General features: G+C 60.6%; 21 protein-coding genes. 4 read left to right on the top strand and 17 right to left on the bottom strand.

The features are described from left to right. Positions 1 to 213: 213 nt before the first annotated feature. From L0U84_RS06690 to L0U84_RS06625, 14 genes are all read right to left on the bottom strand, one after another. Positions 214 to 1,116 (bottom strand): dihydrodipicolinate synthase family protein, encoded by a 903-nt coding sequence (locus tag L0U84_RS06690; RefSeq protein WP_233848685.1) that lies wholly within the window; start codon positions 1,114 to 1,116, stop codon positions 214 to 216. A gap of 473 nt (positions 1,117 to 1,589) precedes the next feature. Continuing rightward, positions 1,590 to 2,267: a GntR family transcriptional regulator gene (locus tag L0U84_RS06685; protein ID WP_233851957.1), complete on the bottom strand. Its 678-nt coding sequence runs from the start codon at positions 2,265 to 2,267 to the stop codon at positions 1,590 to 1,592. A 133-nt stretch (positions 2,268 to 2,400) separates the two neighbouring features. Beyond that, positions 2,401 to 3,636 (bottom strand): metal-dependent hydrolase family protein, encoded by a 1,236-nt coding sequence (locus L0U84_RS06680; RefSeq protein ID WP_233848684.1) that lies wholly within the window; start codon positions 3,634 to 3,636, stop codon positions 2,401 to 2,403. Positions 3,637 to 3,682: 46 nt separating this feature from the next. Continuing rightward, positions 3,683 to 4,681, bottom strand: coding sequence for a 4-hydroxyproline epimerase (locus tag L0U84_RS06675; RefSeq protein ID WP_233848682.1), 999 nt, complete (start codon positions 4,679 to 4,681; stop codon positions 3,683 to 3,685). A 59-nt stretch (positions 4,682 to 4,740) separates the two neighbouring features. Continuing rightward, positions 4,741 to 5,445: an ABC transporter ATP-binding protein gene (locus L0U84_RS06670; protein ID WP_442793975.1), complete on the bottom strand. Its 705-nt coding sequence runs from the start codon at positions 5,443 to 5,445 to the stop codon at positions 4,741 to 4,743. A gap of 17 nt (positions 5,446 to 5,462) precedes the next feature. Then, on the bottom strand, positions 5,463 to 6,254 hold the full coding sequence (locus L0U84_RS06665) for an ABC transporter ATP-binding protein (protein WP_233848678.1): 792 nt from the start codon (positions 6,252 to 6,254) through the stop codon (positions 5,463 to 5,465). A 20-nt stretch (positions 6,255 to 6,274) separates the two neighbouring features. Beyond that, positions 6,275 to 7,444 (bottom strand): ABC transporter permease subunit, encoded by a 1,170-nt coding sequence (locus L0U84_RS06660; protein ID WP_233848676.1) that lies wholly within the window; start codon positions 7,442 to 7,444, stop codon positions 6,275 to 6,277. Between the two features lie 26 nt (positions 7,445 to 7,470). Beyond that, the gene (locus tag L0U84_RS06655; RefSeq protein WP_233848674.1) at positions 7,471 to 8,421 is read right to left on the bottom strand and encodes a branched-chain amino acid ABC transporter permease; all 951 of its coding nucleotides are present in this window, start codon (positions 8,419 to 8,421) and stop codon (positions 7,471 to 7,473) included. A 218-nt stretch (positions 8,422 to 8,639) separates the two neighbouring features. After that, positions 8,640 to 9,542, bottom strand: coding sequence for a dihydrodipicolinate synthase family protein (locus tag L0U84_RS06650; RefSeq protein ID WP_233848672.1), 903 nt, complete (start codon positions 9,540 to 9,542; stop codon positions 8,640 to 8,642). Between the two features lie 72 nt (positions 9,543 to 9,614). After that, positions 9,615 to 10,889 carry an NAD(P)/FAD-dependent oxidoreductase gene (locus L0U84_RS06645; RefSeq protein ID WP_233848669.1) on the bottom strand — a complete coding sequence of 425 codons (1,275 nt, stop codon included), beginning with the start codon at positions 10,887 to 10,889 and terminating at the stop codon, positions 9,615 to 9,617. A 58-nt stretch (positions 10,890 to 10,947) separates the two neighbouring features. Next, complete coding sequence (locus L0U84_RS06640) at positions 10,948 to 12,096, bottom strand: branched-chain amino acid ABC transporter substrate-binding protein (RefSeq protein WP_233848667.1); 1,149 nt, start codon at positions 12,094 to 12,096, stop codon at positions 10,948 to 10,950. A 164-nt stretch (positions 12,097 to 12,260) separates the two neighbouring features. Continuing rightward, entirely contained in the window at positions 12,261 to 12,806 is a 546-nt protein-coding gene (locus L0U84_RS06635; RefSeq protein WP_233848665.1) for a GAF domain-containing protein, read from the bottom strand. A gap of 9 nt (positions 12,807 to 12,815) precedes the next feature. Beyond that, on the bottom strand, positions 12,816 to 14,222 hold the full coding sequence (locus L0U84_RS06630) for an MFS transporter (RefSeq protein ID WP_233848664.1): 1,407 nt from the start codon (positions 14,220 to 14,222) through the stop codon (positions 12,816 to 12,818). A 299-nt stretch (positions 14,223 to 14,521) separates the two neighbouring features. Next, positions 14,522 to 15,535: an Ldh family oxidoreductase gene (locus tag L0U84_RS06625; protein WP_233848663.1), complete on the bottom strand. Its 1,014-nt coding sequence runs from the start codon at positions 15,533 to 15,535 to the stop codon at positions 14,522 to 14,524. A gap of 104 nt (positions 15,536 to 15,639) precedes the next feature. On the opposite strand from L0U84_RS06625, the gene L0U84_RS06620 reads away from it, so the two are divergent. The 4 genes from L0U84_RS06620 (at position 15,640) to L0U84_RS06605 (ending at position 18,303) form a co-directional block, all read left to right on the top strand. Further along, entirely contained in the window at positions 15,640 to 16,131 is a 492-nt protein-coding gene (locus L0U84_RS06620) for an NYN domain-containing protein (RefSeq protein ID WP_233848662.1), read from the top strand. 639 nt (positions 16,132 to 16,770) lie between these two features. Then, complete coding sequence (locus tag L0U84_RS06615; protein ID WP_233848661.1) at positions 16,771 to 17,034, top strand: hypothetical protein; 264 nt, start codon at positions 16,771 to 16,773, stop codon at positions 17,032 to 17,034. A gap of 422 nt (positions 17,035 to 17,456) precedes the next feature. Continuing rightward, positions 17,457 to 17,738, top strand: a complete 282-nt coding sequence (locus tag L0U84_RS06610) for a hypothetical protein (protein ID WP_233848660.1) — start codon at positions 17,457 to 17,459, stop codon at positions 17,736 to 17,738. Positions 17,739 to 18,018: 280 nt separating this feature from the next. Beyond that, positions 18,019 to 18,303: a hypothetical protein gene (locus L0U84_RS06605; RefSeq protein ID WP_233848659.1), complete on the top strand. Its 285-nt coding sequence runs from the start codon at positions 18,019 to 18,021 to the stop codon at positions 18,301 to 18,303. Between the two features lie 417 nt (positions 18,304 to 18,720). Here the strand turns inward: L0U84_RS06605 and guaA are convergent, their stop codons facing one another. The 3 genes from guaA to guaB form a co-directional block, all read right to left on the bottom strand. After that, the gene (gene guaA, locus L0U84_RS06600) at positions 18,721 to 20,304 is read right to left on the bottom strand and encodes a glutamine-hydrolyzing GMP synthase (RefSeq protein ID WP_233848657.1); all 1,584 of its coding nucleotides are present in this window, start codon (positions 20,302 to 20,304) and stop codon (positions 18,721 to 18,723) included. Between the two features lie 207 nt (positions 20,305 to 20,511). Further along, positions 20,512 to 21,255 carry a hypothetical protein gene (locus L0U84_RS06595; protein ID WP_233848655.1) on the bottom strand — a complete coding sequence of 248 codons (744 nt, stop codon included), beginning with the start codon at positions 21,253 to 21,255 and terminating at the stop codon, positions 20,512 to 20,514. 6 nt (positions 21,256 to 21,261) lie between these two features. After that, positions 21,262 to 22,722 (bottom strand): IMP dehydrogenase, encoded by a 1,461-nt coding sequence (gene guaB / locus L0U84_RS06590; RefSeq protein ID WP_233848652.1) that lies wholly within the window; start codon positions 22,720 to 22,722, stop codon positions 21,262 to 21,264. Between the last annotated feature and the right edge of the window lie 165 nt (positions 22,723 to 22,887).

Here is a 22,887-nt window from a genome sequence, read left to right as displayed (position 1 = left end):
TTGACGCTTCGCCTTCCGCTCCATCGATATGTTTCGTCCAGCTGACGGCGTTGGGAATCCTAGGACTGAGCATGTCGAGCACAGAATCCAGACCGGCCCGTTTATGTGCGAAAAAGCGGGAGCACCTGCAGTCTCGCGCAAAGATCTGTGCTGTAGCCTGCGCGACGCCACGGAGGACCGAAGCCGCGCGATGGCTTCGGTCCGAACGGCTGCCTAGTAGCCGAGCGCCTTGAGGTCGGCGAGGGTCTTGCGTGTGATGGCGATAGTGCTTTCACGCTCTTCGCCAATCAGATCTAGGCGCGGAGGTTTCACGGTTTCAGCTGAGCCAGTGATGATGTGCTCGGCGAGCTTGATGTGCTGAACGAGCTTGACAACTGTATCCAGGTGGAACAGCGGCGTCAGTGCACCGTACAGTTTGCGCGCCTTTTCGAAATTGCCATCGAGGGCAAGGTTCAGCAATGCGACCGACTCCTTCGGCAGCGCATTTGCCATTCCCGACACCCACGCCTTGACGCCTAGCGCAGCACTTTCGAGGATCAGGTCGTCCACGCCGCAGACAACTGCGAGGCGCTTCTCAAACCGGTTGATCAGGTCCGTGACACGCGTCGTCTCGTACGACTCTTCCTTGATCGCCACGATCGTCGGCTGTTCCAGCAACTGCTCGACCACGTCTGGCGTGAGATCCACACCGTAACCACGCGGATTGTTGTAGAGCAGGATTTCCAGCTTCGAAGCCTGCGCGACCGTCTTGTAGAATGCGACCGTCTCGCGGGTGTCCGACTTGTAGGTCAGGCCCGGGAAGACCATCAGGCCGTCGATACCGATCTTTTCCGCTTCCCGGGCGTACGCCACGGCTTTCTCGGTGTTCGTCTCCGCCAGACCCGAGATGATCGGCACGCGGCCATTGATCACCTCTTTCGCAGTACGCAACACTGTGAGCTTTTCTTCCGGCGTAAGCTGAGCGTTCTCACCCACCATACCCATCATCACCACGCCACTGACGCCATTCGCGATCAGGCGTTCGAGGCTGGCACGGATAGCATCGACGTCTAGCGAAAAGTCGGATTTCAGTTTGGTGGTAACTGCGGGGAAGACGCCTTGCCAATTGATAGCCATGATCCATTCCTTCTCTAAAGTCGAGGGGTCGGCGACGCCTCGCGCGACAAATGTATATTGGATCCAAAACTGCCACAGAAAACAAAAGCCGCCGTTCCGAGGCAGCTCGTTTTGCGATTTGGTATCCTGGATCCAATATGCAGAATTAAACCACAGAACGAAGCGCACACATCCCTGGGTTTTCCCTATTCCCACAACTGGATCACCTTCCGCGCTCGGAATTGCGCCACAGCCTCAGCCAGATCGGCCGCTTGTGACTGGAGTGCGAATCGAAATTTCGCCTGGTCCGCATCGAGACCCAGGCAGATTTCGGACTTGCGGGAAGAAGGGAGTTGTCGAGAACATCGCACGTCGCTGAAGCCACGCGCGGCGCTAGCCGCAATACCTGTGAAGCTAGCGCGAAGGGAAGACCAGGAGCGATACGTGCCCACGCGCGGACGACGCGCGTAAGGGGGCGGATGTTGGACGCGCGATCAGCGCGACACCACCGCTTCCACGACCGACATGATTTGCTGTGCGGCCGTTTTCACGTGATGTTCGAGCAGTTTTGCGCCAAGCTTCGCGTCCCGCTTTCGGCAGGCTTCGACGAGTGCCATGTGCTCATCGTGAGATTGCTCGCGAATGGGTACCTGCACCGCCTGGAATCGAAAATAGCGGTCGCTACGATCATGCAGTACCCGCAACATCTGCAGTGTGATGTCACGCTGCGCCGGCAGATAAAGCGTTTCGTGCAGACGCCAGTTAAGCTGGCCCCAGATCCCTGAATCCGCCTTATCCATGTCCTTGATAATCCGCTCAGCCTTAGCCATCTCGGCCTCGGTGATGCGCGGAATCGCCTCCGAGAAGATCCAGGGTTCGAGACGCAGCCGGATATCGAACGTCTCCTTCACCTCTTCGATCGACAACTCCGCGACATACGCGCCCTTATGCGGAATATTGGTCAGCAGTCCTTCCGCGGTGAGGCGCGTAATTGCCTCGCGGATCGGAACACGGCTCACGCCCAGTTCCTCGGCAAGCGCCTCCTGACGCACGACCTCGCCCGGAGCGAGTTCACCACTCAGAATGCGTTGGCGCACTGCGGTGGTCACCAGTTCGACCGTGGTTGGCCGGACGATCTTGCGCGTGCTTTCGTCCGCGATTACTTCGCTCATCGTGGACGCCTGTTTGGTTCGACGTTTGGCGGCTACCGGGGACATGATCAGGTCCATTAAGGATTCAGGATACAGTGAACATGCTATCACGATGTTGGCTTTCGGATACAAAATCCACCGGCCGCAACCTGCGTTACAGCAAGTTCTCGCGTACCCACACGCCGTTTTTCATGACGCCAGCGATGCGCTCCCCCTGTCCTGTCAGTACGCCGATGTCCTTCAGCGGATCCCCGTCGACGACGAGCAGGTCCGCGTAAGCCCCTGCCGACACTACACCAAGCCGTCCCTGTTGTCCGACGATCTCCGCGCCAACGGCCGTGGCCTGGCAGATGGCTTCGAACGCGCCGAGAATGTCAGCCCGAATCGTCAGTTCGTCGCTCTGATACTGATGCATGTCGCCGAGCAGGTCTGTGCCGAGCCCCATTTTTACGCCGGTACGTTTGAGCAGTTCGAGCGCCTTCAGGCCCTGAATGCGAACCTTTTCGTTTTTCGCGAGCGCGCTTTCCGACATGCCTGCCTTGGCGCCGACCTTGCTCATTGCGTCGTACGTCACGAGCGTGGGCACCGCGAACGCCCCATACTCGGCCATGTCCGCCGCCGCTTCCTCGTCGATGAGATTGCCGTGCTCGATCGTGCGCACGCCGAGTTTGACCACGCGCGAGATGGCCTTGCCCGTGTAGGCATGCGCCATCACGTAGGTCTGGTGCGAGGCCGCTTCTTCCACGATGGCCTTGACCTCGTCGACCGAGAACTGCAGATTGCCGATCGGATCGGTCGGCGAAGCGACACCGCCCGACGCCATGATCTTGATGTGGTGCGCACCCGCGCGCATCTCTTCACGGACAGCCTTGCGCACCTCGTCCACGCCGTCCACGATGCGCCCGATAGCACCGAGGTTGCGATGGCATCCGCACGGATCAGGATCGGAATTGTCGAAGCGCTCGCGGAAGTCGCCATGACCGCCCGTTTGTGACAGCGCCTTGCCTGCAACGAACAGCCGAGGCCCGGCAATCACACCGTCTTCGATCGCGCGCGACAACGCATAGTCCGCGCCTCCCGCATCCCTTACGGTCGTGAAACCCCGGTTGAGCATGCCGCTCAGGATCGGCACCGCGCGCAATACTGCAAAGGTGTTAGGCAGGCGGCCGTTATTGCCCAGGTGAGCAACCGATGCAATGACATGCGCATGGCAATCGATCATGCCGGGCATGACCGTCTTGCCACTCACGTCGATGACCTGCGCGCCTTCGATCGACACCGGCTCGCGGGTCACTTCCTTGATCATGTCACCGTCCACGACAATCGAGTACGGAGTCGTGTCGTTTTCGTGATTCACATCCAGGATGCGTGCGTTTTTCAGGATCAGCATTTGGATTCCCCATCTGGTTGGTCGCGGCTCGCTAGACCTCGGCAGATCACTTCAGCAAGAAGCCCCTGGCAAGCGGATCCCGATCGTCTACGAAGATCGTGTTATGCCCGGTCACTCGGGCCCAGCCTTCGATGCTCGGAATGATGGCGTCGAACTCGCCGACTTTGGTCGCTTCCACAGGGACGCCGTTGAAGAGCGTTCCGATAATGCTTTCGTGCACAAACCGCTCGCCGATCTTCAGCTTTCCCTTGCCAACAAGATGGGCCATGCGGGCGGACGTTCCCGTGCCGCAGGGCGAGCGGTCAATTGCTTTGTCGCCATAGAAGACCGCGTTGCGCGCGCTTGCTCCATCGACCGTCGGGTCGCCCGTCCACATCACATGGCTTAGCCCACGGATTTCGGCCTTCTCCGGATGAACGAACCGATACTTCTCATTCGCCTTCTGGCGAAGAATCGGACTTAGTCGCTGAATGTCCGAAGGCTTGAGCGTGTGCAGGCCACCGTAGTTCTCCTGCGGCTCGATGATCGCGTAGAAGTTGCCTCCATAGGCGACGTCGAAGCGGATCTCGCCCAGCCCATCGACATCGACAGTCAGATCCGTCGAGTGGAGGAACGATGGAACATTGATCAGCTGCACGGAATCGACGTTGTCACCATCCATCTTGTAGCTCGCGACCACGAGGCCTGCAGGTGTATCCAGGCGCAACACGCCCGGCTCGCGCGGTCGTACCAGACCATGTTCGATAGCAGTCGTCACGGTACCGATCGTGCCGTGGCCACACATGGGAAGGCAGCCGCTCACCTCGATAAACAGGATCGCAACATCACAGTCGGGGCGGGTCGGTGGGTAAAGAATGCTGCCCGACATCACTTCATGTCCACGCGGCTCGAACATGAGCGAAGTGCGGATCCAGTCGAATTCGCGCTCAAAGTGCGCTCGCCGCTCGATCATGTTTGCGCCCTCGAGACGAGGTGCGCCTCCCGCGACGACGCGGACCGGATTACCACACGTGTGTCCGTCGATGCAAAAGAATGTCGATTTCATAGCCCTGCTCCATCCAGAATTTCATGCCAAAAAAGTAGCCGTTCGATCGGCTGCCTGTCTCATTCACCGAGATACGCGGCCCGCACCTTCGGATCGTCGAGCATCTGCTTCGCGTCGCCCGACATCGTGATCAGACCGGAGTCCATCACGTAGCCGCGATTGGCCGCCTGCAGCGCAAGACGCGCGTTCTGCTCGACGAGCAGAACCGTCATGCCTTCGGACGAAATCGAGCGCACCACTTCGAAGATCTTCTCGACCATGATCGGCGACAGACCCATCGACGGCTCATCGAGCAGCAGCAGCTTGGGCCGCGAGATGATCGCGCGCGCCATCGCGAGCATCTGCTGCTCGCCGCCCGAGAGCGTGCCCGCATATTGCGAGGCGCGCTCCTTCAGACGCGGGAAGAAGCCGAACATGCGCTCGACGTCCTTCTGGATGCCGTCGTTGTCGTTGCGCAGATATGCGCCCATCTGCATGTTCTCGACGATCGACATGCGCGCGAAGATGCCGCGCCCTTCCGGCACCATCGCGAGACCGCGCTTGAGCAACTCATGCGCGGGCAGGCCCTTGATCGACTGACCCATGTACTCGATGTCGCCGGCCGCGTATGCCTTCAGGCCCGTGATCGCCTTCATCGTCGTGGTCTTGCCCGCGCCGTTCGCGCCGATCAGCGTGACGAGTTCGCCCTGCCCGACCTCGAGGTCGACACCCTTGACCGCCTGGATGCCGCCGTAGTTGACCTGCAGGCCCTTGATTTTCAACATTGCTTGCGTCGTGGACATCAGTGGACCCCCGCACCCAGATAAGCTTCGATCACCTTCGCATCCTTCTGCACGTCCTGCGGCAGACCTTGCGCAATCACCTTGCCGTAGTCGAGCACCGTCATCTGGTTGCACAGGCCCATCACGAGTTTCACGTCGTGTTCGATCAGCAGGATCGTCTTGCCGTCCGAGCGGATCTTGTCGAGCAGCTTGGTCAGCTCGACCTTCTCCGTGGCGTTCATGCCCGCCGCCGGTTCGTCGAGCGCGAGCAGCTTCGGATCGGTCGCCAGCGCGCGCGCGATTTCCAGACGACGCTGGTGACCATACGACAGGTTGCGCGACGTGTAGTCCGCGTACTGCGTGATGCCGACGTAGTCGAGAAGCTCGAGCGCACGCTCCTTGATCTCGCGCTCTTCCTTGCGTTCCGCCGGGGTCTGGAACACCGCGCCGAGCAAACCATGCTTGGTGCGCACGTGGCGCCCGACCATCACGTTTTCGAGCGCGGTCATGCCGCCGAATAGCCGGATGTTCTGGAACGTGCGGGCGATGCCCGCCTTCGCGACCTGATAGACCGCGGTCGGCGTGTAGTTCTCGCCATCGAGCTTGAATTCGCCCGAATCCGGTGTGTACAGACCCGTGATCACGTTGAAGAAGGTCGTCTTGCCGGCGCCGTTCGGACCGATCAGACCGTAGATCTCGCCCGCGCGGATCTGCAGGCCGACTTCGGAAAGCGCCTGCAGGCCGCCGAAGCGCTTGTTGACGCCCTTCACGGACAGACGGATCGCCGCGTTGTTGCTTACGTTATCGCTCATGTCTTTTTCTCCACCGGACCTTATGCGCGCACCGGCTTCTTGCCGCTACGCTTCGCCAGCTTCGCAATCTTGTCTTCGTGCTTCGGCGCGGGCCACAGGCCTTCCGAGCGATACAGCATGATCACGACCATCGCGAGACCGTACAGCAGCTGACGGATCACTTCGGTATCGACGATTTCATGGCCGAAGATCATGTTCTGCAGCGGCCCCATCGTGGAGCGCAGGAACTCGGGGAACACCGCGAGCAGCACCGCGCCGAGGATCACGCCCGGAATGTGGCCCATGCCGCCCAGCACCACGCAGGCGAGCACCACGACCGATTCCCAGAACGTGAACGATTCCGGCGACACGAAGCCCTGGAACGAGCCGAACATCGCGCCCGACAGGCCGCCGAACGACGCGCCCATCGCGAACGCGAGCAGCTTGACGTTACGGGTGTTGATGCCCATCGCCTTGGCGGCGATTTCGTCTTCGCGAATCGCGGCCCATGCGCGGCCGATACGCGAATGCTGCAGACGCGTACACGTCCAGATCACGAACAGCGCGCACAGCACGAACAGGTAGTAGTACAGGTACACCGACGGGAACTGCATGCCGAACAGCGAGTGCGACTGCGCGAGGCTGAAGCCGCCGATCTGCACCGGCGCGATCCCGGTGATCCCCTTCGGGCCGTTGGTGATGTTCACCGGACGGTCGAGGTTGTTCATGAAGATCCGCACGATTTCCCCGAAACCGAGGGTCACGATCGCGAGGTAGTCGCCGCGCAGACGCAGTGTCGGCGCACCGAGCAGAATCCCGAACATCGCGGCGAGCGCCATCGCGATCGGCACGATGATCCAGATCGGCACGTTCAGACCGTGCGGCGCGAGCGCCGCGATCCACTCGAATTGCGTCGAGAGGTGAGGTGAGCTGAGCAGCGCGGCCGTGTAGGCGCCGATCGCGTAGAACGCGATATAGCCCAGGTCCAGCAGGCCGGCAAAACCCACCACCACGTTCAGGCCCAGCGCGAGCATCACGTACAGCATCGCGAAGTCGAGGACGCGAACCCAGTAGTTGCCACCCGCGGCGCCGATCACCATCGGCGCGGCGATCACGAAGATCGCCGTGAGGATGCCGATGGTCAGCGTCTTCGTGCGGTTCTTTTCGGGGATGAGCGTCGTGGACGGCTCGATCGGTTGAATTGAGGTCATGATTGTTGACTCCTTGTGGCCCGGGATCAGGCGCGATCCGCGACACGTTCGCCGAGCAGACCCGACGGACGGAACACCAGCACGATGATCAGCACGATGAAGGCGAACACGTCCTGATAGTTACTGCCGAACACGCCGCCGGTGAGGTTGCCGATATAGCCGGCGCCCAGCTGTTCAATCAGGCCGAGGAGCACGCCGCCGACCATCGCTCCGCCGAGATTGCCGATACCGCCGAGCACCGCCGCGGTAAAGGCCTTCAGGCCAGGGATGAAGCCCATGTAGAAGTGCGCGTTGCCGTATTCGGACGCGATCATCACGCCGGCGAGCGCAGCCAGTGCCGAGCCGATCATGAAGGTCGCCGAAATCACGAAGTTCGGGCTCACGCCCATCAGGCTCGCGACGTTCGGGTTCTCGGCAATCGCGCGCATTGCACGGCCGAGCTTGGTCTTGTGCACGAGCAGCAGCAGGCCGCCCATCACGAGGAACGCCACCACGATGATCACGATTTCAGTCATCGAGATCACGGCGCCGGGCGTCGTGTCGGTGGCCTTGATCACGTTGATCGGATCGGTGGGCAACAGTTGCGGGAACGGCAGCGGATTGCGCGACCAGATCATCATCGCGAGCGTCTGCAGCAGAATCGACACACCGATCGCGGTGATCAGCGGCGCGAGACGCGGTGCGCGCCGCAACGGCCGGTAGGCCACGCGCTCGATCGTGTAGCCGACCACCGAGCAGACCGCCGCTGCGATGATCAACGCGATGACGAGCGTCAGCACATTGCCGAGGCCGGGGAAGTGGTTCTGCAGCACACCTATGGCGGAGAGCGCAACCATCGCGCCCACCATCAATACATCGCCGTGAGCGAAGTTGATGATGCCCAGAATGCCGTAAACCATCGTGTAGCCTAGTGCGATGATGGCGTAGACACTGCCAAGCACCAGTCCATTGAGAATCTGCTGAACGAAAATGTCCACTACCTGCTCCTGATATGTGGTGCTTTTTTCTTATCGGAATGTCGCTTGATGATCGGTGAGCGATGGGCGGTCTCAACCTTGGCGCGCTTGACCTGGCTCTGGTGTTTGACGCGACGACGGAACTTGACGTGTTCCACCGCCGGCAGAATGAACGACTGTCTTCACGATTCGCAACGCGGAGCTGGCCGTACCCGCTGGCACGACCAGATCTCATCACGTCACTTCGACAGCGCGCGGACGTCCGCGAGTGTCTTCTTCACGATTGCGATTACTTTCTCGCGCTCTTCGCCTTCAAGTTGCAGGCGCGGTGCTTTCACCGTTTCCGAGTAGCCGGCCGTGATGTTTTCGGCCAGCTTGATGTACTGCACCAGTTTCACATGGGTATCCAGATGGAACAGATCGATCAGCGCACCGTACAGTTTGCGGGCCGACGCAAAGTCACCCGTGACCGCCAGATTCAGCAGTTCGACCGATTCCTTCGGTACGGCGTTTGCCATGCCCGAGACCCAGCACGTTACCCCTAGCGCAACCGACTCAAGCACCAGATCGTCGACGCCGCACACTATGGCAAGGCGATCGCCAAAACGGTTGATCAGATCAGTGACACGGGTGGTGTCATACGATTCTTCTTTGATGGCCTCAATCGTCGGCTCATCGACCAACTGTGCCACGACATCCGGCGTCAGGTCCACGCCATACCCGCGCGGATTGTTATAGAGCAGGATGGCAAGACTGGATGCCTGTGCGACTGTCTTGTAGTACGCGACGGTCTCGCGGGCATCGGACTTGTACGTCAGGCCCGGGAAGACCATCAGACCCTGGACGCCCAGCGCCTCCGCATCCTTCGCATACTGGACCGCACTCGCCGTATTGGTTTCGGCGAGACCGGCAATGACCGGCACCCGGCCATTTACGGTTTCCACCGCCAGCCTGATTACCGTACGCCTTTCTTCCTGAGTGAGCTGTGCGCTCTCGCCCACCATACCCATCATGACGACACCACCCACACCGCTGTCGATGAGCCGATTCAGGCCGGCCTTGATGGCGTCGTGATCGAGCGAACCATCGTGCTTAAGCTTCGTCGTGACGGCAGGGAAAACACCTTTCCAGTTGACTTTCATGGCTACACCTTTTTAAAAAAGATCAATAGAGGCGGGAAATCCCGCAGGACAATCGAGGTCGCGGGGGCCTCGTCAATTCCGGAAGCGGCTGATCGAATACGGTTCAAGGCCGATTCCAGGTGTTCGGTTGGCAAGCAGGTCCGCCACCAGCGCCCCTGTCGTTGCCGACTGCGTCAGGCCGAGATGGCCGTGGCCGAACGCATAGATGACGGATGGAGCGCGCGGCGAGCGGCCAATGACGGGCAGCGAATCCGGCGTAGCGGGACGATGACCCATCCACTTCACCGCTCCGGAATCGTTGATACCCGGCAGGAACCGCTTGCCCAGCGCGAGAAGCGCATCACTGCGTTTGTAGTTTGGAGGAGCCTTCAGGCCGGCGAACTCCGCGGCCCCGCCGATACGCACGCCGATGTCCAGCGGTGTCGCGACGAATTTTCGCTCGGCAAAGATCACCTCCCTGGACAGGCTGATCCCATGCGCAGGCAGCGTCGTGTTGTAGCCCCGCTCGCTGTCGAGCAGGACGCGATCCCCGATCGATGCAGCGAGTGAAGCTGACCATGCGCCCGTGGCAACCACGACGCGGCGCCCCTTCACACGCTCGCCCGTTTCAGTGACTGCTGAGGGTGCGACTGCGTCAGACAGATCGAGCGCCTTCACCGTGCCGCTGACCAAAGCCGCACCGAGCTGCTTCACCCGTTCACGCAGTTGTGTGACCAGCCGCTTCGGATCTCCGATGTGCGACCAGTCATCGAGAAAGATGCCGTGACGGAAGACAGGGGCTAGTGACGGTTCGCATTCGCGAATCTCTTCCGCAGACATGACGCGCCAGCGCACGCCCAGTTCACGCTTGAACGCCCATTCGTGCTGGTCAGCCTTGAACCCTTCGTCGGATTCATAAACCGTCAGTGCACCGCGGCGGTAGAAGCTGTCCATGGCCCCAACGTCCTGGAACATCGGAACGATATCGTCGTAGACGCGATTGTTCAGTTCGGCAAGCGCCAGGGAAATCTCCCTGAACCGAGCCTTGTTTCCCGCGCGCTGAAACGCCAGGAACCAGGGCAGTGCAGCCGGCACATGTTTCCAGTCAAGGGCAAGGGGACCAAGGGGATCGAAAAGCCACTTCAAGGCCTTCGTATACAAGCCGTTCACTGAAATGGGCGTGCTCTCCGTCACGGCGATACCACCGGCGTTTCCATGCGAGGTACGGTCACCTTCGAAGTCGCGATCGATGATGGTGACGGTAGCGCCGTCTCGCAACGCAGACCATGCGCAGGCGAGGCCGACTATTCCGCCGCCGATAACCACAACGTCGGGGATTGTCTGGGAGGTTTGAGCTTGCTGGGTCATTTCAGGGAGTCGAGAAATACGCGGGAGGACGGCAGACTGCCGTCCACCGCAGCTTCAGTTACTTGGATCCGAGGACCGTCACCGGTTTCCACTGCCCCCCTTCGCATTTGTAGACCGTGATGATGGCGTCGCGAAGGTCGCCGTACTGGTCGTAGGCAAAGTGATCGCTCGTGACGCCCTTCATGTCGGTCTTCGCGAGCACAGGCAGGTAGACGGACGGGTCAGAGGAATTGGCTTTCTGCATGGCTTCCATCATGGCCATGGCGCCGTCGTACGTGTAGGGGGCGTACGTCGTCGGCTCAGTGCCAAACTTTGCCTTGTAGCGCTGCGTGAATCCCGCACCTCCCGGCATCTTCTCGAGAGGCAGCCCGGCCAGCGAAACGATCGTGCCATCCGCCGAGGGGCCGGCGATCTTGATGAAGTCCTCTGTCTTCGACATTTCGCCCGACGCGAACATCGCCTTCATCGCGAGCGAGCGAGCCTGCTTCACCATGGGCGCAGATTGCGCGTCCGCACCCGCGTAGTAGATGAAGTCCGGATTCTTCGACTTGATACCGGTCAGGATCGCCTTGAAGTCGACCGCCTTGTCGGAAGTGAACTGGTGATCGATGATGTTGCCACCCGCTGCCTTCGCCGCCGTTTCGAACTGTTCGGCGAGCCCCTGACCGTATGCCGTGCGATCATCAATGATGGCAATACGCTTCGCGTGCAGCGTATCGACGACGTATTTGCCCATCACGCTGCCCTGCTGCGTGTCGGAGGTCATCATCCGGAACGTCGTTTTGAAACCCTGGCGCGTATAGGCTGGTGCCGTCGCCGTCGAAATCTGCGGAATGCCCGCGCGCGAGTAGATTGCCGAAGCGGGAATCGTCACACCCGAGTTGAAGTGGCCGAGCATGCCCTTGATGCCATCGTCGACCAGCTTTTGCGCGACGACCGTGCCCGTCTTTGGGTCGGCCTGATCGTCGAGCGCTTCGAGCACGAACTTCGTTTCCTTGCCGTCGATCTTTGGCTTCGTGGCATTGAAATCGTCGATGGCGAGTTGCACGCCAGACTCGAAATCCTTGCCGTACTGAGCCTGCGCGCCCGTCATGGGAGCGGCCAGACCCAGTTTGACCGTCTGGACCTCAGCAGCCTGTACGCCAACCGACGACAGAACCAGTAACGCTGACGCAGCGGCCGCAATAGCGGTAATCTGAATTTTCATACCAGTCTCCTTGCTACACGTAAAAACCGCGTCGGGCTGCATCGAAACATTATATTGGATCCAATATCCACATGTTTCGCGTATCATGCATCCCATCGGCGGGTCTGTCAAATGAGAGCGACAAATTGGTGGGAGTGCGGTGCTCTGCCTCTCCACCCAAGGTCCTACACCTGTTCCATACGATCAGGGTCCGCGAGCCCGCGTATCCGGTCGACCTGATCTTCGAGAGGCGACACGGCCAGTTGGGCGAATACAAGCGCAACGGCAATGTCAGCGTGGTCGTATAGTCCTGCTTCACCGAGCAGATTCATCGTGCCGAGCGTGACGCCGTTCTTGCGCACGGGAATGTTCAGTACGCTCTCACACCCGATCGACCACAGCACCTCGTACTCCGAAAAGACTGCCTTGATATCCTCGCGGGTCGATCCGACATGGATCTCTCCGCGACGAAGAAGCTGATCCGACCAACGGCTTTGCGTCACCCGTTTGAGCCCGCCCACCGGATTGATATCGAGACGGTTGCTATGCAGGCGCCCCAGCCGGCTGGTCGCCTCGTCATACGCGAGCACCGTGAACAACCGCTGGCCGAATACCTCCGTGAGCGACCGCTCGAATTCGATCCAGATGAGCTCGGCGTTCTCGCTCCCCTGCTGCACGCGCGCGACACGCTCGATCGCACGCAACATCAGTCCATGGTTTGTGCTTCTCACGAAAGCTCCTTATTTCGCAGTTCGCAGGACGGCGCTCTGTGACTCGGGCCGCGCACCGTACTCGGTTTCGGTAATCTCCTCCAATGTCCTTCCGGCCGTCGAAACGCCGAGGAAAATCACCGCGAGAGCGCCGATCAGCAGAATGACCGTGGTCATGCCGAACACGCCGGCGAACCCCCACAACGGGTAGATAAAGCCCACCAGCATCGGCGAACAGATTGCGCCAATACGTCCAAACGCGGATGCCGTTCCCATGCCAGTTGCGCGCAAGTGGGTCGGAAAGACCTCCGGCGTGTATGCGTACTCGCCGGCATTGACGCCATTCATTGCGAAGGACATGAAGATCGATGCAAGGACGATCGACGTATCGCTGCCCGCGTTGGCGAGCCAGATACCCGCACCACAGGCCAGCGCCATGTAGGTGACAATCGTTGCCTTGCGGCCCAGCTTCTCGCAGAAGTAGGCCGACGAGTAGTAACCCGGAATCTGCGCAACATAGATCAGGATCGACACAGAGAAACTCTTCGTGATGGTCATGCCATGCTGCACGAGCAGGCCCGGAATCCAGACGAAGAATGCATACGAGCAGAACGTCACGGACAGCCAGAGGCACCAGGTCATCAATGTCGTCCTGGCGAGCGGCGGCTTCCAGAGCAGCTTCAGGTTGCCGAAAAACGAACCCGTGCGGGCGTGGCCGCTTCCACTGGCCGTGACCGGCATTATGGCAGGCAGCGTCACGCCGGTTCGCTCCACCTGCTGCTCAATATCCGTCACGACGGCGTCGGCTTCCGCATGACGGCCACGAATCTCCAGCCAGCGCGGCGACTCGTGCAGCGAGCGTCGCCACCAGAGCAGCACGGCAACAGGAAGCGACACGATGACCAGCGCGATGCGCCAGCCTTCCGGATTCATTGGGATCACGAAGTAGCCGATCAGCGCGGCCGCCACGAAACCAAACGAGAAGAAGCCTGCCAGCGAGCCGGTAAAGGCACCGCGATAGCGGTTGCTGACGAACTCGGCCAGAAACGGGGCGATGATCGCGCCCTCCGCGCCCATCCCGATACCGGCGATGGCCCGCAGAAGCGCGAACGTGTGCCAGTCGTTGACAAAGGCGTTGGCGAAGGTCATCACCGAGAAGAACGTCAGCGCCCACATCATCACGACGCGTCGACCGAAACGGTCCCCGAGCAGACCGGCAAAGAGCGCGCCGACCAGAAAACCCACATAAGTGCTGCTGCCAAGCAGTCCTGTCTCAAAGCTCGTCAGATGCCACTTCGTACGAACGACGGGCAGGATGAACGCGATGATGGCCGCGTCGATAGCTTCGAACATGAAACCCAGGCCGCCCATGATAAGCAGCTTGAAGTGAAAACGACTGAACGGCAGGCGCTCAAGCCGGGCTGCAACGGTCGACATGCGGTAGCTCCCAGGAGGAGGAATTGACCGGTCCGGAACACGCCAGATCGGATGATGGTTTCAATATCCTGGATCCAAAATCCACAGTCAAGATCGGGTAAACCTTGCGTGCATGCAATTGCGGGGATTACGTTAGTGAAAAGCTTAAAACGTATGCAGGATGCCGGCGCGCGCAGCTACCTGACTGTCCGTTGACGCGGGTGTCAGGAACGACAAAGCCGCGACTGGGGCCCTTTGATGTTGAGTCGGTGCCGGTGGGACCTGTCAATAATGTTGGGAAGCTTCACAGGGCCGACGGATTATTCCCGGATAAGCGCCGTTACGTCGCGGTAGAGTTGGGCACTCACCTCCACGCCCTGCGCTTCGCTTCGGGCTCGGGCCTCGAATCGCCGTTGGGACGGCAGGCGCGCTCCTTGCCCGACAATTGCATCGAACATTGCTTCAGCGTACTGATTACCTTCAGCACGTTTGCCTGCCGCGAAAATCTCCGGATTGAAGGCAAGTACGAGTTCGCCGTGACATGGGGTGGCGCCCACGCCTTCATCGAATTTCTGGGACTCCAGGCTCGTTAGGTCGCCAAGCAGCGGACCTGCGAGCAGTTCGACCATGGCGGACAGTGCCGAACCCTTATGGCCCCCGAAGGTTAACATTGCGCCCCGCATGGCAGCCGCGGCATCGGTCGTTGGCTGCCCCACCTCGTCGACAGCCCAGCCCAAGGGAATTTCCTTGCCCGTGCGCCTGTGGAGTTCAATATCGCCGCGCGCAATGGCGCTCGTCGCGAAGTCGAACACGAATGGATGCGTTGCCGGACGGGGCCACGCGAACGCGATGGGGTTCGTACCGAACACCGGTTGACTGCCTCCCGCCGGCGCGACCCAACTGTGGCTCGGCGTCATCGCAAGCGCCGCAAGTCCTTCGGCCGCAATCGCCTCGACTTCGGGCCACAGCGCAGAAAAATGAAAGCAGTTGTTAATCGAGAGTGCGGCGATGCCAAGTGTGCGTGCCTTCTGAACAAGTATTTTGCTGCCCAGTTCGAACGCCAGTTGCGAGTATCCGAAGCGGGCGTCCACACGGACGATTGCTGGGGAAAGCTCGCTGATTTCGGGGCGCGCGCCCCCCGCCAATTTGCCTTCACGCAGCGAGCGCACGCATACCAGCAGCCGGTATATTCCGTGCGAATGGCATTCGTCCCGCTGCCCCGCGGTGATGACCCGGGCAATGGCGCGCGCGTGATCCTCGGCCATGCCATTTGACAGCAGGACGCGTAGTGCAAGTTGGTTGACTTCGTCTAGGCTGAGACGGACAGTTTCCATGAGTTGATTTCCGCCTTTTTTGGATACAATATTCAAACTACCAAGGATAGTGGCTGTTATCAATACCGTCAAACCAGAAGCTTAAACACGTCAGGACTTATCGAATGAACACCGTGTGGATTGTTGACGGAACTTATCTGAGCAGTGTGCTGCAAGGTCACGATTCGCTCGAATTCATCACTAGGATGCAGCGTGCGCTAACGGCTGAAGGTGGCCCGATCAAGCGCGCGATCTATTTCGACGTATCGACAGACGTGGATCGCGACCTCTCGGGACCATTCTTTGCCGGGCTGCGATCTGGAACATTGGGTTTCCCATGCGATGTCCGCTTCATTCCGTTAGATACAACTGACGACCATGCGCGCCAGACGGCCCAGCGGCTGCTCGCCGTTGAAACAGCGGTCGAGTTGGTCCAGATCGCGTCTGAAGATGATTTTGACCGTCTTGTTCTCACGGCCGCTGATGCAGCGCTGGAATCCGCAGTCTCGGTGTTTCGCGTCAAACACTCAAAGGAGGTCTGGCTCAGCATATCGCGTACTGCGCGCACGCCGGTGCTCGAATCATTCGCCGACCATGTCGTTTGGCTCGAACACTGAACTACGCCTGTACCGGTCGTGTCACGTCTACCGCGAGCGGAAATTGCGACGATCAAAATCGTGACGACGTCGCAGACGTGGACAAATACGCGCAAATTCGGCACACGGGTGGATTCACCGGGAGGACTTATCGGCTGACCCATGTGCTATGGATCTGCTCGACGACGGTTCAGCACTGAGCATTGCGGCCAACGTGCGCAATCCCTGTACTCAGGCGCACTCAAGGTAGCGTCGATCGGAAGCTTCGTTGCAAATCTTCCTGTCGTCGCATAGCAAACGACGAGTTCTGGGCTACAACAGTCAGACCGGCAGCGGCCCAATCAAAAGCCGAGCCGCCGTTTTCGTAACACAAACTGCGAAGTCAGCCGACGCCACCGGTTTCCCGTTGCGTCGCAGGCCACAATGACCCGAGCGGCCTGCTTAAGGACGTCCATCGCAACCATGGCGCTACAGGTTTCTGACGCTCCCGCCGAAGCGTCACCATGACTGACGCCACTCACGAAGCGCTGTACGGCGCCGTGCGCCAGTACCCGGTCATTCGCAAGAAGCTGAAGATCGATGCGCTCGCTCCCCCTGTCGCTGTCATGCATAACGCCCACCATGCTAGGATGGTTTCCGCTCGTTGCGCCGGGAGGTTGTATGGCAGTCCATGACTTTACCGAGTTTTCATGGGACGAACAGGAAGACGTCAAAGCCGTGCTGGTCAGCCGGGGACTCGATCTACGTGACTTCAGGATCACTGACAATGACAGCCATCCGGCGAGCGCCAGGAAGGCGGTGAGCCGGCGGATCTCCGTAACACGGATCACCAACGGGAAGACGGCAACCTACGACACCGATCACTTCGCTACCTGGCTCACGGATTTCGCTGAAGCACTCGAGGCGGGTGAGTTCGACGACTGAGACCGCGGCGTTCACAGGGCTGTCCGACGACTGTTTGCAGAGGTTGGCCCGCCCGTCATGGTGTCTCGCATTCGAATGCTGACGGTTACGGTTTGAAACAAGCACAGATACATTTGACATGCTGACGGTGCGCATTTTTTCGCAGGAAGGTCATGATGTCAGCGCTGCTCGGTGTCAGCAACCATCTGCCGTCCTTCGCCCCGGTCCACTTATTTTCCGTCGCAATTCGTCGCACATCCATGGCAACGACCAGCGGTTCTCCGGATACAACGCCCGGACGCTCGAGGACAGCCCTATCCTGAGCGTTGTGGACTCACCAACGTAGGTCCAGTGGCGCAACCGCACTGATTCGCTAGCGCAGTTGAATACCTGAGCCTAGACTCTCAGAAGAATTGGCGAGCGCGACTTATAAGGAGACCGTCGTGGAGCGCACTAGATTCCTCGCAGCCTCCCGACAACTGGCAGCCGCCGCCGAAATTCTAGCCAAGGCTGGTCCTCAAGACGGGCGGATTTATGCGTTCGAAATGCTCGCGTTCTTTCGCCAATTCGACCAGCGCGGCCTCGGTTTGAATGCGGTCGAGACGTCCGACGACGAGCTCTTCGCGCGCACCAGTGACGCCGCTTTAACTATGGCTGGACGTAACGAGTTTGCCGCGTCGCATGCGCTTCTCAAACAGGCACGGTCGCTCCTGCAAGTTACATGAAAAGGCATGTGTCAAGTTTTCCCGGGAAATGTGAAACGTAATCAAGCTATTGAGATAAGTTTTGTTCTGCTTATAGCCCACAGCAGACCTTTCACGCGCGACACGTGAACGCCAACTGTTTGGACGACCCTATCGTCGCTGATATGAAAACCATGACCCTATCAACGAATTTACCTGGCAATCCTCCATTTCTTGATCGAGTGCGCGTAAGGCTCGACATTGATGTCCACGATCGAGAACGTCTCGCTATTACAGGTCTTCGAATCGAATGACGACGGCGATGGCCTATCGCTACCTGAAGCTTGTCCGGGAACCTGCCGGCGCCGCCCCCTGGCTGCGGTGCTTCGGTGCAAGGTCGACTTCGAAGGGAAGACAGTTGCGCTTCTTCTCTCCGGTGGCAATGTTGATCCCTCTGTTTTCGTGCGAGCACTCCATGCACCCTGAAGCCCGTCTTGCCGCGCACGGCCTGACTTTGCAGAGCGCGATTCCGCTCTCCGAACATCACGTGCCCTTCCGGACTGCCGGCAATCTGCTGTGTCTGTCGGGCCATGGTAGTCAATCCTGAACGTGACGACTCCGCCGGGATTGACTGCAGCGTACAGGCTGTCCCCGGTCAATGACCTTATACAGCCTGTCCTGGACTTAAGTCTCCTGAGCTTCGTATCGGTCAGCACGGGCGCAAGCGCTACTTTTGCCTTTGCGTATACCGTCAAACTCCATACCGTCAACAGAACCGTGCAGCGCCCGGCCGGGCAAGGATTTCAGCGAAAAAATACCGTCTCGGGATGCTCGCACAGCTGACGGTATACGAATTTCTCGAAAGATGTGCTTTTCGAAATACCGTCAAATCTACCGTCAAAAATTCGCGGCTGCGGCCGATAGATGGCGAATCCCAAAAACCAGCAAACGCCGCGCTGGGCGCGGCATTCGCTGATTTTCCCGATCGCCCCCGATAGCAGCCGATAGTCTCCGATAGTCCCCGTCACTCCCACTCGATCGTCGCAGGCGGCTTCCCCGAGATGTCATAGACGACCCGGTTAATCCCGCGCACTTCGTTGATGATCCGGTTCGACACATGACCGAGCAGCTCGTGCGGCAGATGCGCCCAATGCGCGGTCATGAAGTCGAGCGTCTGCACCGCGCGCAACGCAACGACGTACTCGTAAGTACGGCCATCGCCCATCACGCCGACGCTCTTCACCGGCAGGAACACCGCGAACGCCTGGCTCGTCAGGTCGTACCACGACTTGCCGGTTTCCTTGTCGATCGTATTGCGCAGCGTCTCGATGAAAATCGCGTCCGCGCGGCGCAGCAGGTCAGCGAAATCGCGCTTCACTTCGCCGAGAATCCGCACGCCCAGACCGGGACCCGGGAACGGATGGCGATACACCATCGAGTGCGGCAGACCGAGCTTCACGCCCAGCTCGCGCACTTCGTCCTTGAACAGTTCGCGCAGCGGTTCGAGCAGCTTCAGGTTCAGCGTCTCAGGCAGACCACCGACGTTGTGGTGGCTCTTGATGGTTTGCGCGCCCTTCTTGCCCTTGCCCGCCGATTCGATCACGTCCGGATAGATCGTGCCTTGCGCCAGCCACTTCGCATCCGTCAACTTGCCGGCTTCGGCCTGGAACACTTCGACGAACTCCGCGCCGATGATCTTGCGCTTCGCTTCGGGATCGGTCACCCCGGCGAGCTTGCCGAGGAATGCTTCGCTCGCGTCGACGTGAATCACCTTGACGCCGAGGTGATCGGCGAACAGCGCCATCACCTGCTCGGCTTCGTTCAGACGCAGCAGACCATGATCGACGAACACGCAGGTCAGCTGATCGCCGATCGCGCGATGCAGCAGCGCCGCCGCCACCGACGAATCCACGCCGCCCGACAAGCCCAGAATGACATGCTCGTTACCGACCTGCTCGCGAATCTTCGCGACGGCTTCGTCGATGTAGTGGCCCATTTCCCAATCGGCCTTCGCGCCGCAGATCTGCAGCACGAAGCGCTCGAGCATCGCGCGGCCCTGCACGGTGTGGGTGACTTCCGGATGCCATTGCAGGCCGTAGAAGCGGCGCTGTTCGTCGGCCATCGCGGCGATCGGGCACGATTCCGTCGATGCCATCAGCGCGAAACCCGGCGGCATTTCCAGCACCTTGTCGCCGTGGCTCATCCACACCTTCAGCATGCCGTGGCCTTCGGACGTGGTGAAGTCGCTGATGCCTTCGAGCAGGCTCGTATGGTTGCGCGCGCGCACTTCGGCGTAGCCGAACTCGCGCAGATGACCGATGTCGACCTTGCCGCCGAGTTGCTGCGCCATCGCCTGCATGCCGTAGCAGATGCCGAGCACCGGCACGCCGAGTTCGAACACGGCTTGCGGCACGCGCGGCGTGTCTTCCTCGGTGACCGAGCTCGGGCCGCCCGACAGAATCACGCCCTTCGGCGCGAAGTCGCGGATGAACGACGCGTCGACGTCGTACGGATGAATTTCTGAATACACGTTGGCTTCGCGAACGCGACGTGCAATCAGTTGGGTGACTTGTGAACCAAAGTCGAGAATCAGGATCTTGTCATGCATGGCAGCGGACGGAATCAGAAGTGAGCGGATACGGAATGTCGCGCACGAGGCGCGGCGTCGAATTCAAAGCGGTCCACGCGGCACCGGTCTCGGCGCGGCGCGAACAGCCGACATTACGATGAAGCACAAGGGCGCGACCAACTGTGAAGCTTGCCGCCCGCGCTGCGCGCGAACGAAACCTCGGCAATCGGTCTGGCGCGCGGCGCGTCAACCATGAAACGGCGGGCGCGGTGCGCCGGGCACGTCGTTGCTGGTGTCGCGCGCGGCGCGTTCGGACTCGCTGAGACCGGGCTCGCTTGCGGCCGGATGAAGCGGCGCGGCAGGCGCAACAGCAGCCGCGGCAGCCGGATTGACCGGCCGTGTGACCGGCACGACGGGCTCTGGCACCGGCTCGGCGTGATAGACCGGAAAGCCCGCAGTGACACGTGGCTCGCGCGCGCTGTCGCGATCGAGTTCACGCTGCCGTGCGGCATCCTTTTCGGTTTCTTTCGCGGCACGCTTGTCAGCCCGGCTGTCGGCCTTGCTCGACGAGGGCTTGACCACGCTCCCCTTCTCGCGCCGCCGTACCGCCCCCGACAGGCGCACGCCGCCGAGCCCGATCACCACCAACACCACACCAGCCAGCACCGCCACCATCTGCCCGAAACCGGTCAGCGAAGGCGTATGCAGCCCCAGCAGCCAGACCAGCATCAGCACGCCGATCAGCCAGTGCACATGACCGACGACCTTCGCGACCTTCGAGGTCAGCGCCCCGTCGAACGACGCATGCACCGCGAGCCACGCGAGCCCGATCAGCGCGACACCGAACGCCTGGCCGACCAGCTTCGGCTCCGTGGGCACCAGTTGCAACGCGTCGTACAGCGAGGTCCACGGCGTCAGCACGAACAGCAGGCCAAACGCCAGCAGCAACAACGCATCGAGGATCAGTACAACGCGCAGCAGTGGCTTCATGGGCGTTTAGTCCACGTGGTAGTTGGGCGCTTCCTTGGTGATTTGCACGTCATGCACATGCGACTCGCGCAGGCCCGCGCCGGTGATCTGCACGAACTCGGCCTTCTCGTTCATCTCGGCAATGGTGCGGCAGCCGCAGTAGCCCATGCTCGCGCGCACGCCGCCGGTCAGCTGGAACACGATCGCGTTGACCGAACCCTTGTACGCGACGCGACCTTCGATGCCTTCCGGCACGAGCTTGTCGATGTTTGCCGAGTTGTCCTGGAAGTAGCGGTCCGCCGCGCCGTCCTTCATCGCGCCGACCGATCCCATGCCGCGGTACGACTTGTACTGGCGGCCCTGGTACAGGAACACTTCGCCCGGCGATTCTTCGGTGCCGGCGAACATGCTGCCCATCATGACCGCGCTCGCGCCCGCAGCGAGCGCCTTGCTGACGTCGCCCGAGAAGCGCACACCGCCGTCGGCGATGACCGGCACGCCGGTGCCCCGCAGCGCTTCGGACACGTTGGAGATCGCGGTGACCTGCGGCACGCCGACACCGGCGACGATCCGCGTCGTGCAGATCGAGCCCGGGCCGATACCGACCTTGACGCCGTCCGCGCCGTATTCGACGAGCGCCTTGGCAGCCGCGGCGGTTGCGATGTTGCCGCCGATCACCTCGACGTGCGGGAAGTTCTGCTTGACCCACTTGACGCGCTCGAGCACGCCCTTGCTGTGGCCATGCGCGGTATCGACGACGATCACGTCGACGCCCGCCTGCACGAGCAGCTCGACGCGCTCTTCGTTATCCGCGCCGACGCCGACCGCCGCGCCCGCGCGCAGCTTGCCGTGCTCGTCCTTGCACGCGTCCGGGTGCTCGGTCTGCTTGGTGATGTCTTTGACCGTCATCAGGCCGCGCAGCTCGAAGGAGTCGTTGATGACCAGCACGCGCTCGAGACGGTGGCTGTGCATCAGCGCCTTCGCTGCGGCGAGCGGCGTGCCTTCCTTGACGGTGACGAGTCGCTCGCGCGGCGTCATGATGTTGCGGACCGGCTCTTCCAGACGCTCTTCGAAGCGCAGGTCGCGGTTGGTCACGATGCCGACGAGCTGCGAGCCCTCGACGACCGGAAAGCCGGAAATGCCATGCTGGCGCGACAGTGCGATCACGTCTCGCACTTTCATCTGCGGCGGCACGGTGATCGGATCGAGCACGACACCCGACTCGAAACGCTTGACCTTCGCAACTTCACCCGCCTGCTCGGCCGGCGTGAAGTTCTTGTGGATGATGCCGACGCCGCCCATTTGCGCCATGGCGATTGCCAGACGTGCTTCAGTGACCGTGTCCATCGCGGCGGACACGAGCGGCATGTTGAGGGAGATGTTGCGGGTCAGCCGGGTCTTGAGGCTGGTGTCGCGCGGCAGAACATCGGAGAAGGCCGGGACGAGGAGCACGTCATCGAACGTGAGTGCTGTTTGGATCAGACGCATGGCAAATCCTATAGGCGCAAAAGCGAATTATACGCGATACCACCCCGGTTTTCACTGCGCGAACAGCAGCTTAGCGAATTTCAGACGATTTTTTACCGGTCCGGCACGGGCCGATTTCGCTTGGCTTTTCGCGTCGGGTTCGATCGGGTTTCGTTTGCGCGTTCG

This window comes from Paraburkholderia sp. HD33-4 (assembly GCF_021390635.1).
Lineage (GTDB): Bacteria > Pseudomonadota > Gammaproteobacteria > Burkholderiales > Burkholderiaceae > Paraburkholderia.
Note: the sequence above shows the minus strand (reverse complement) of the source record. Positions and strands in the feature narration are given on the sequence as shown.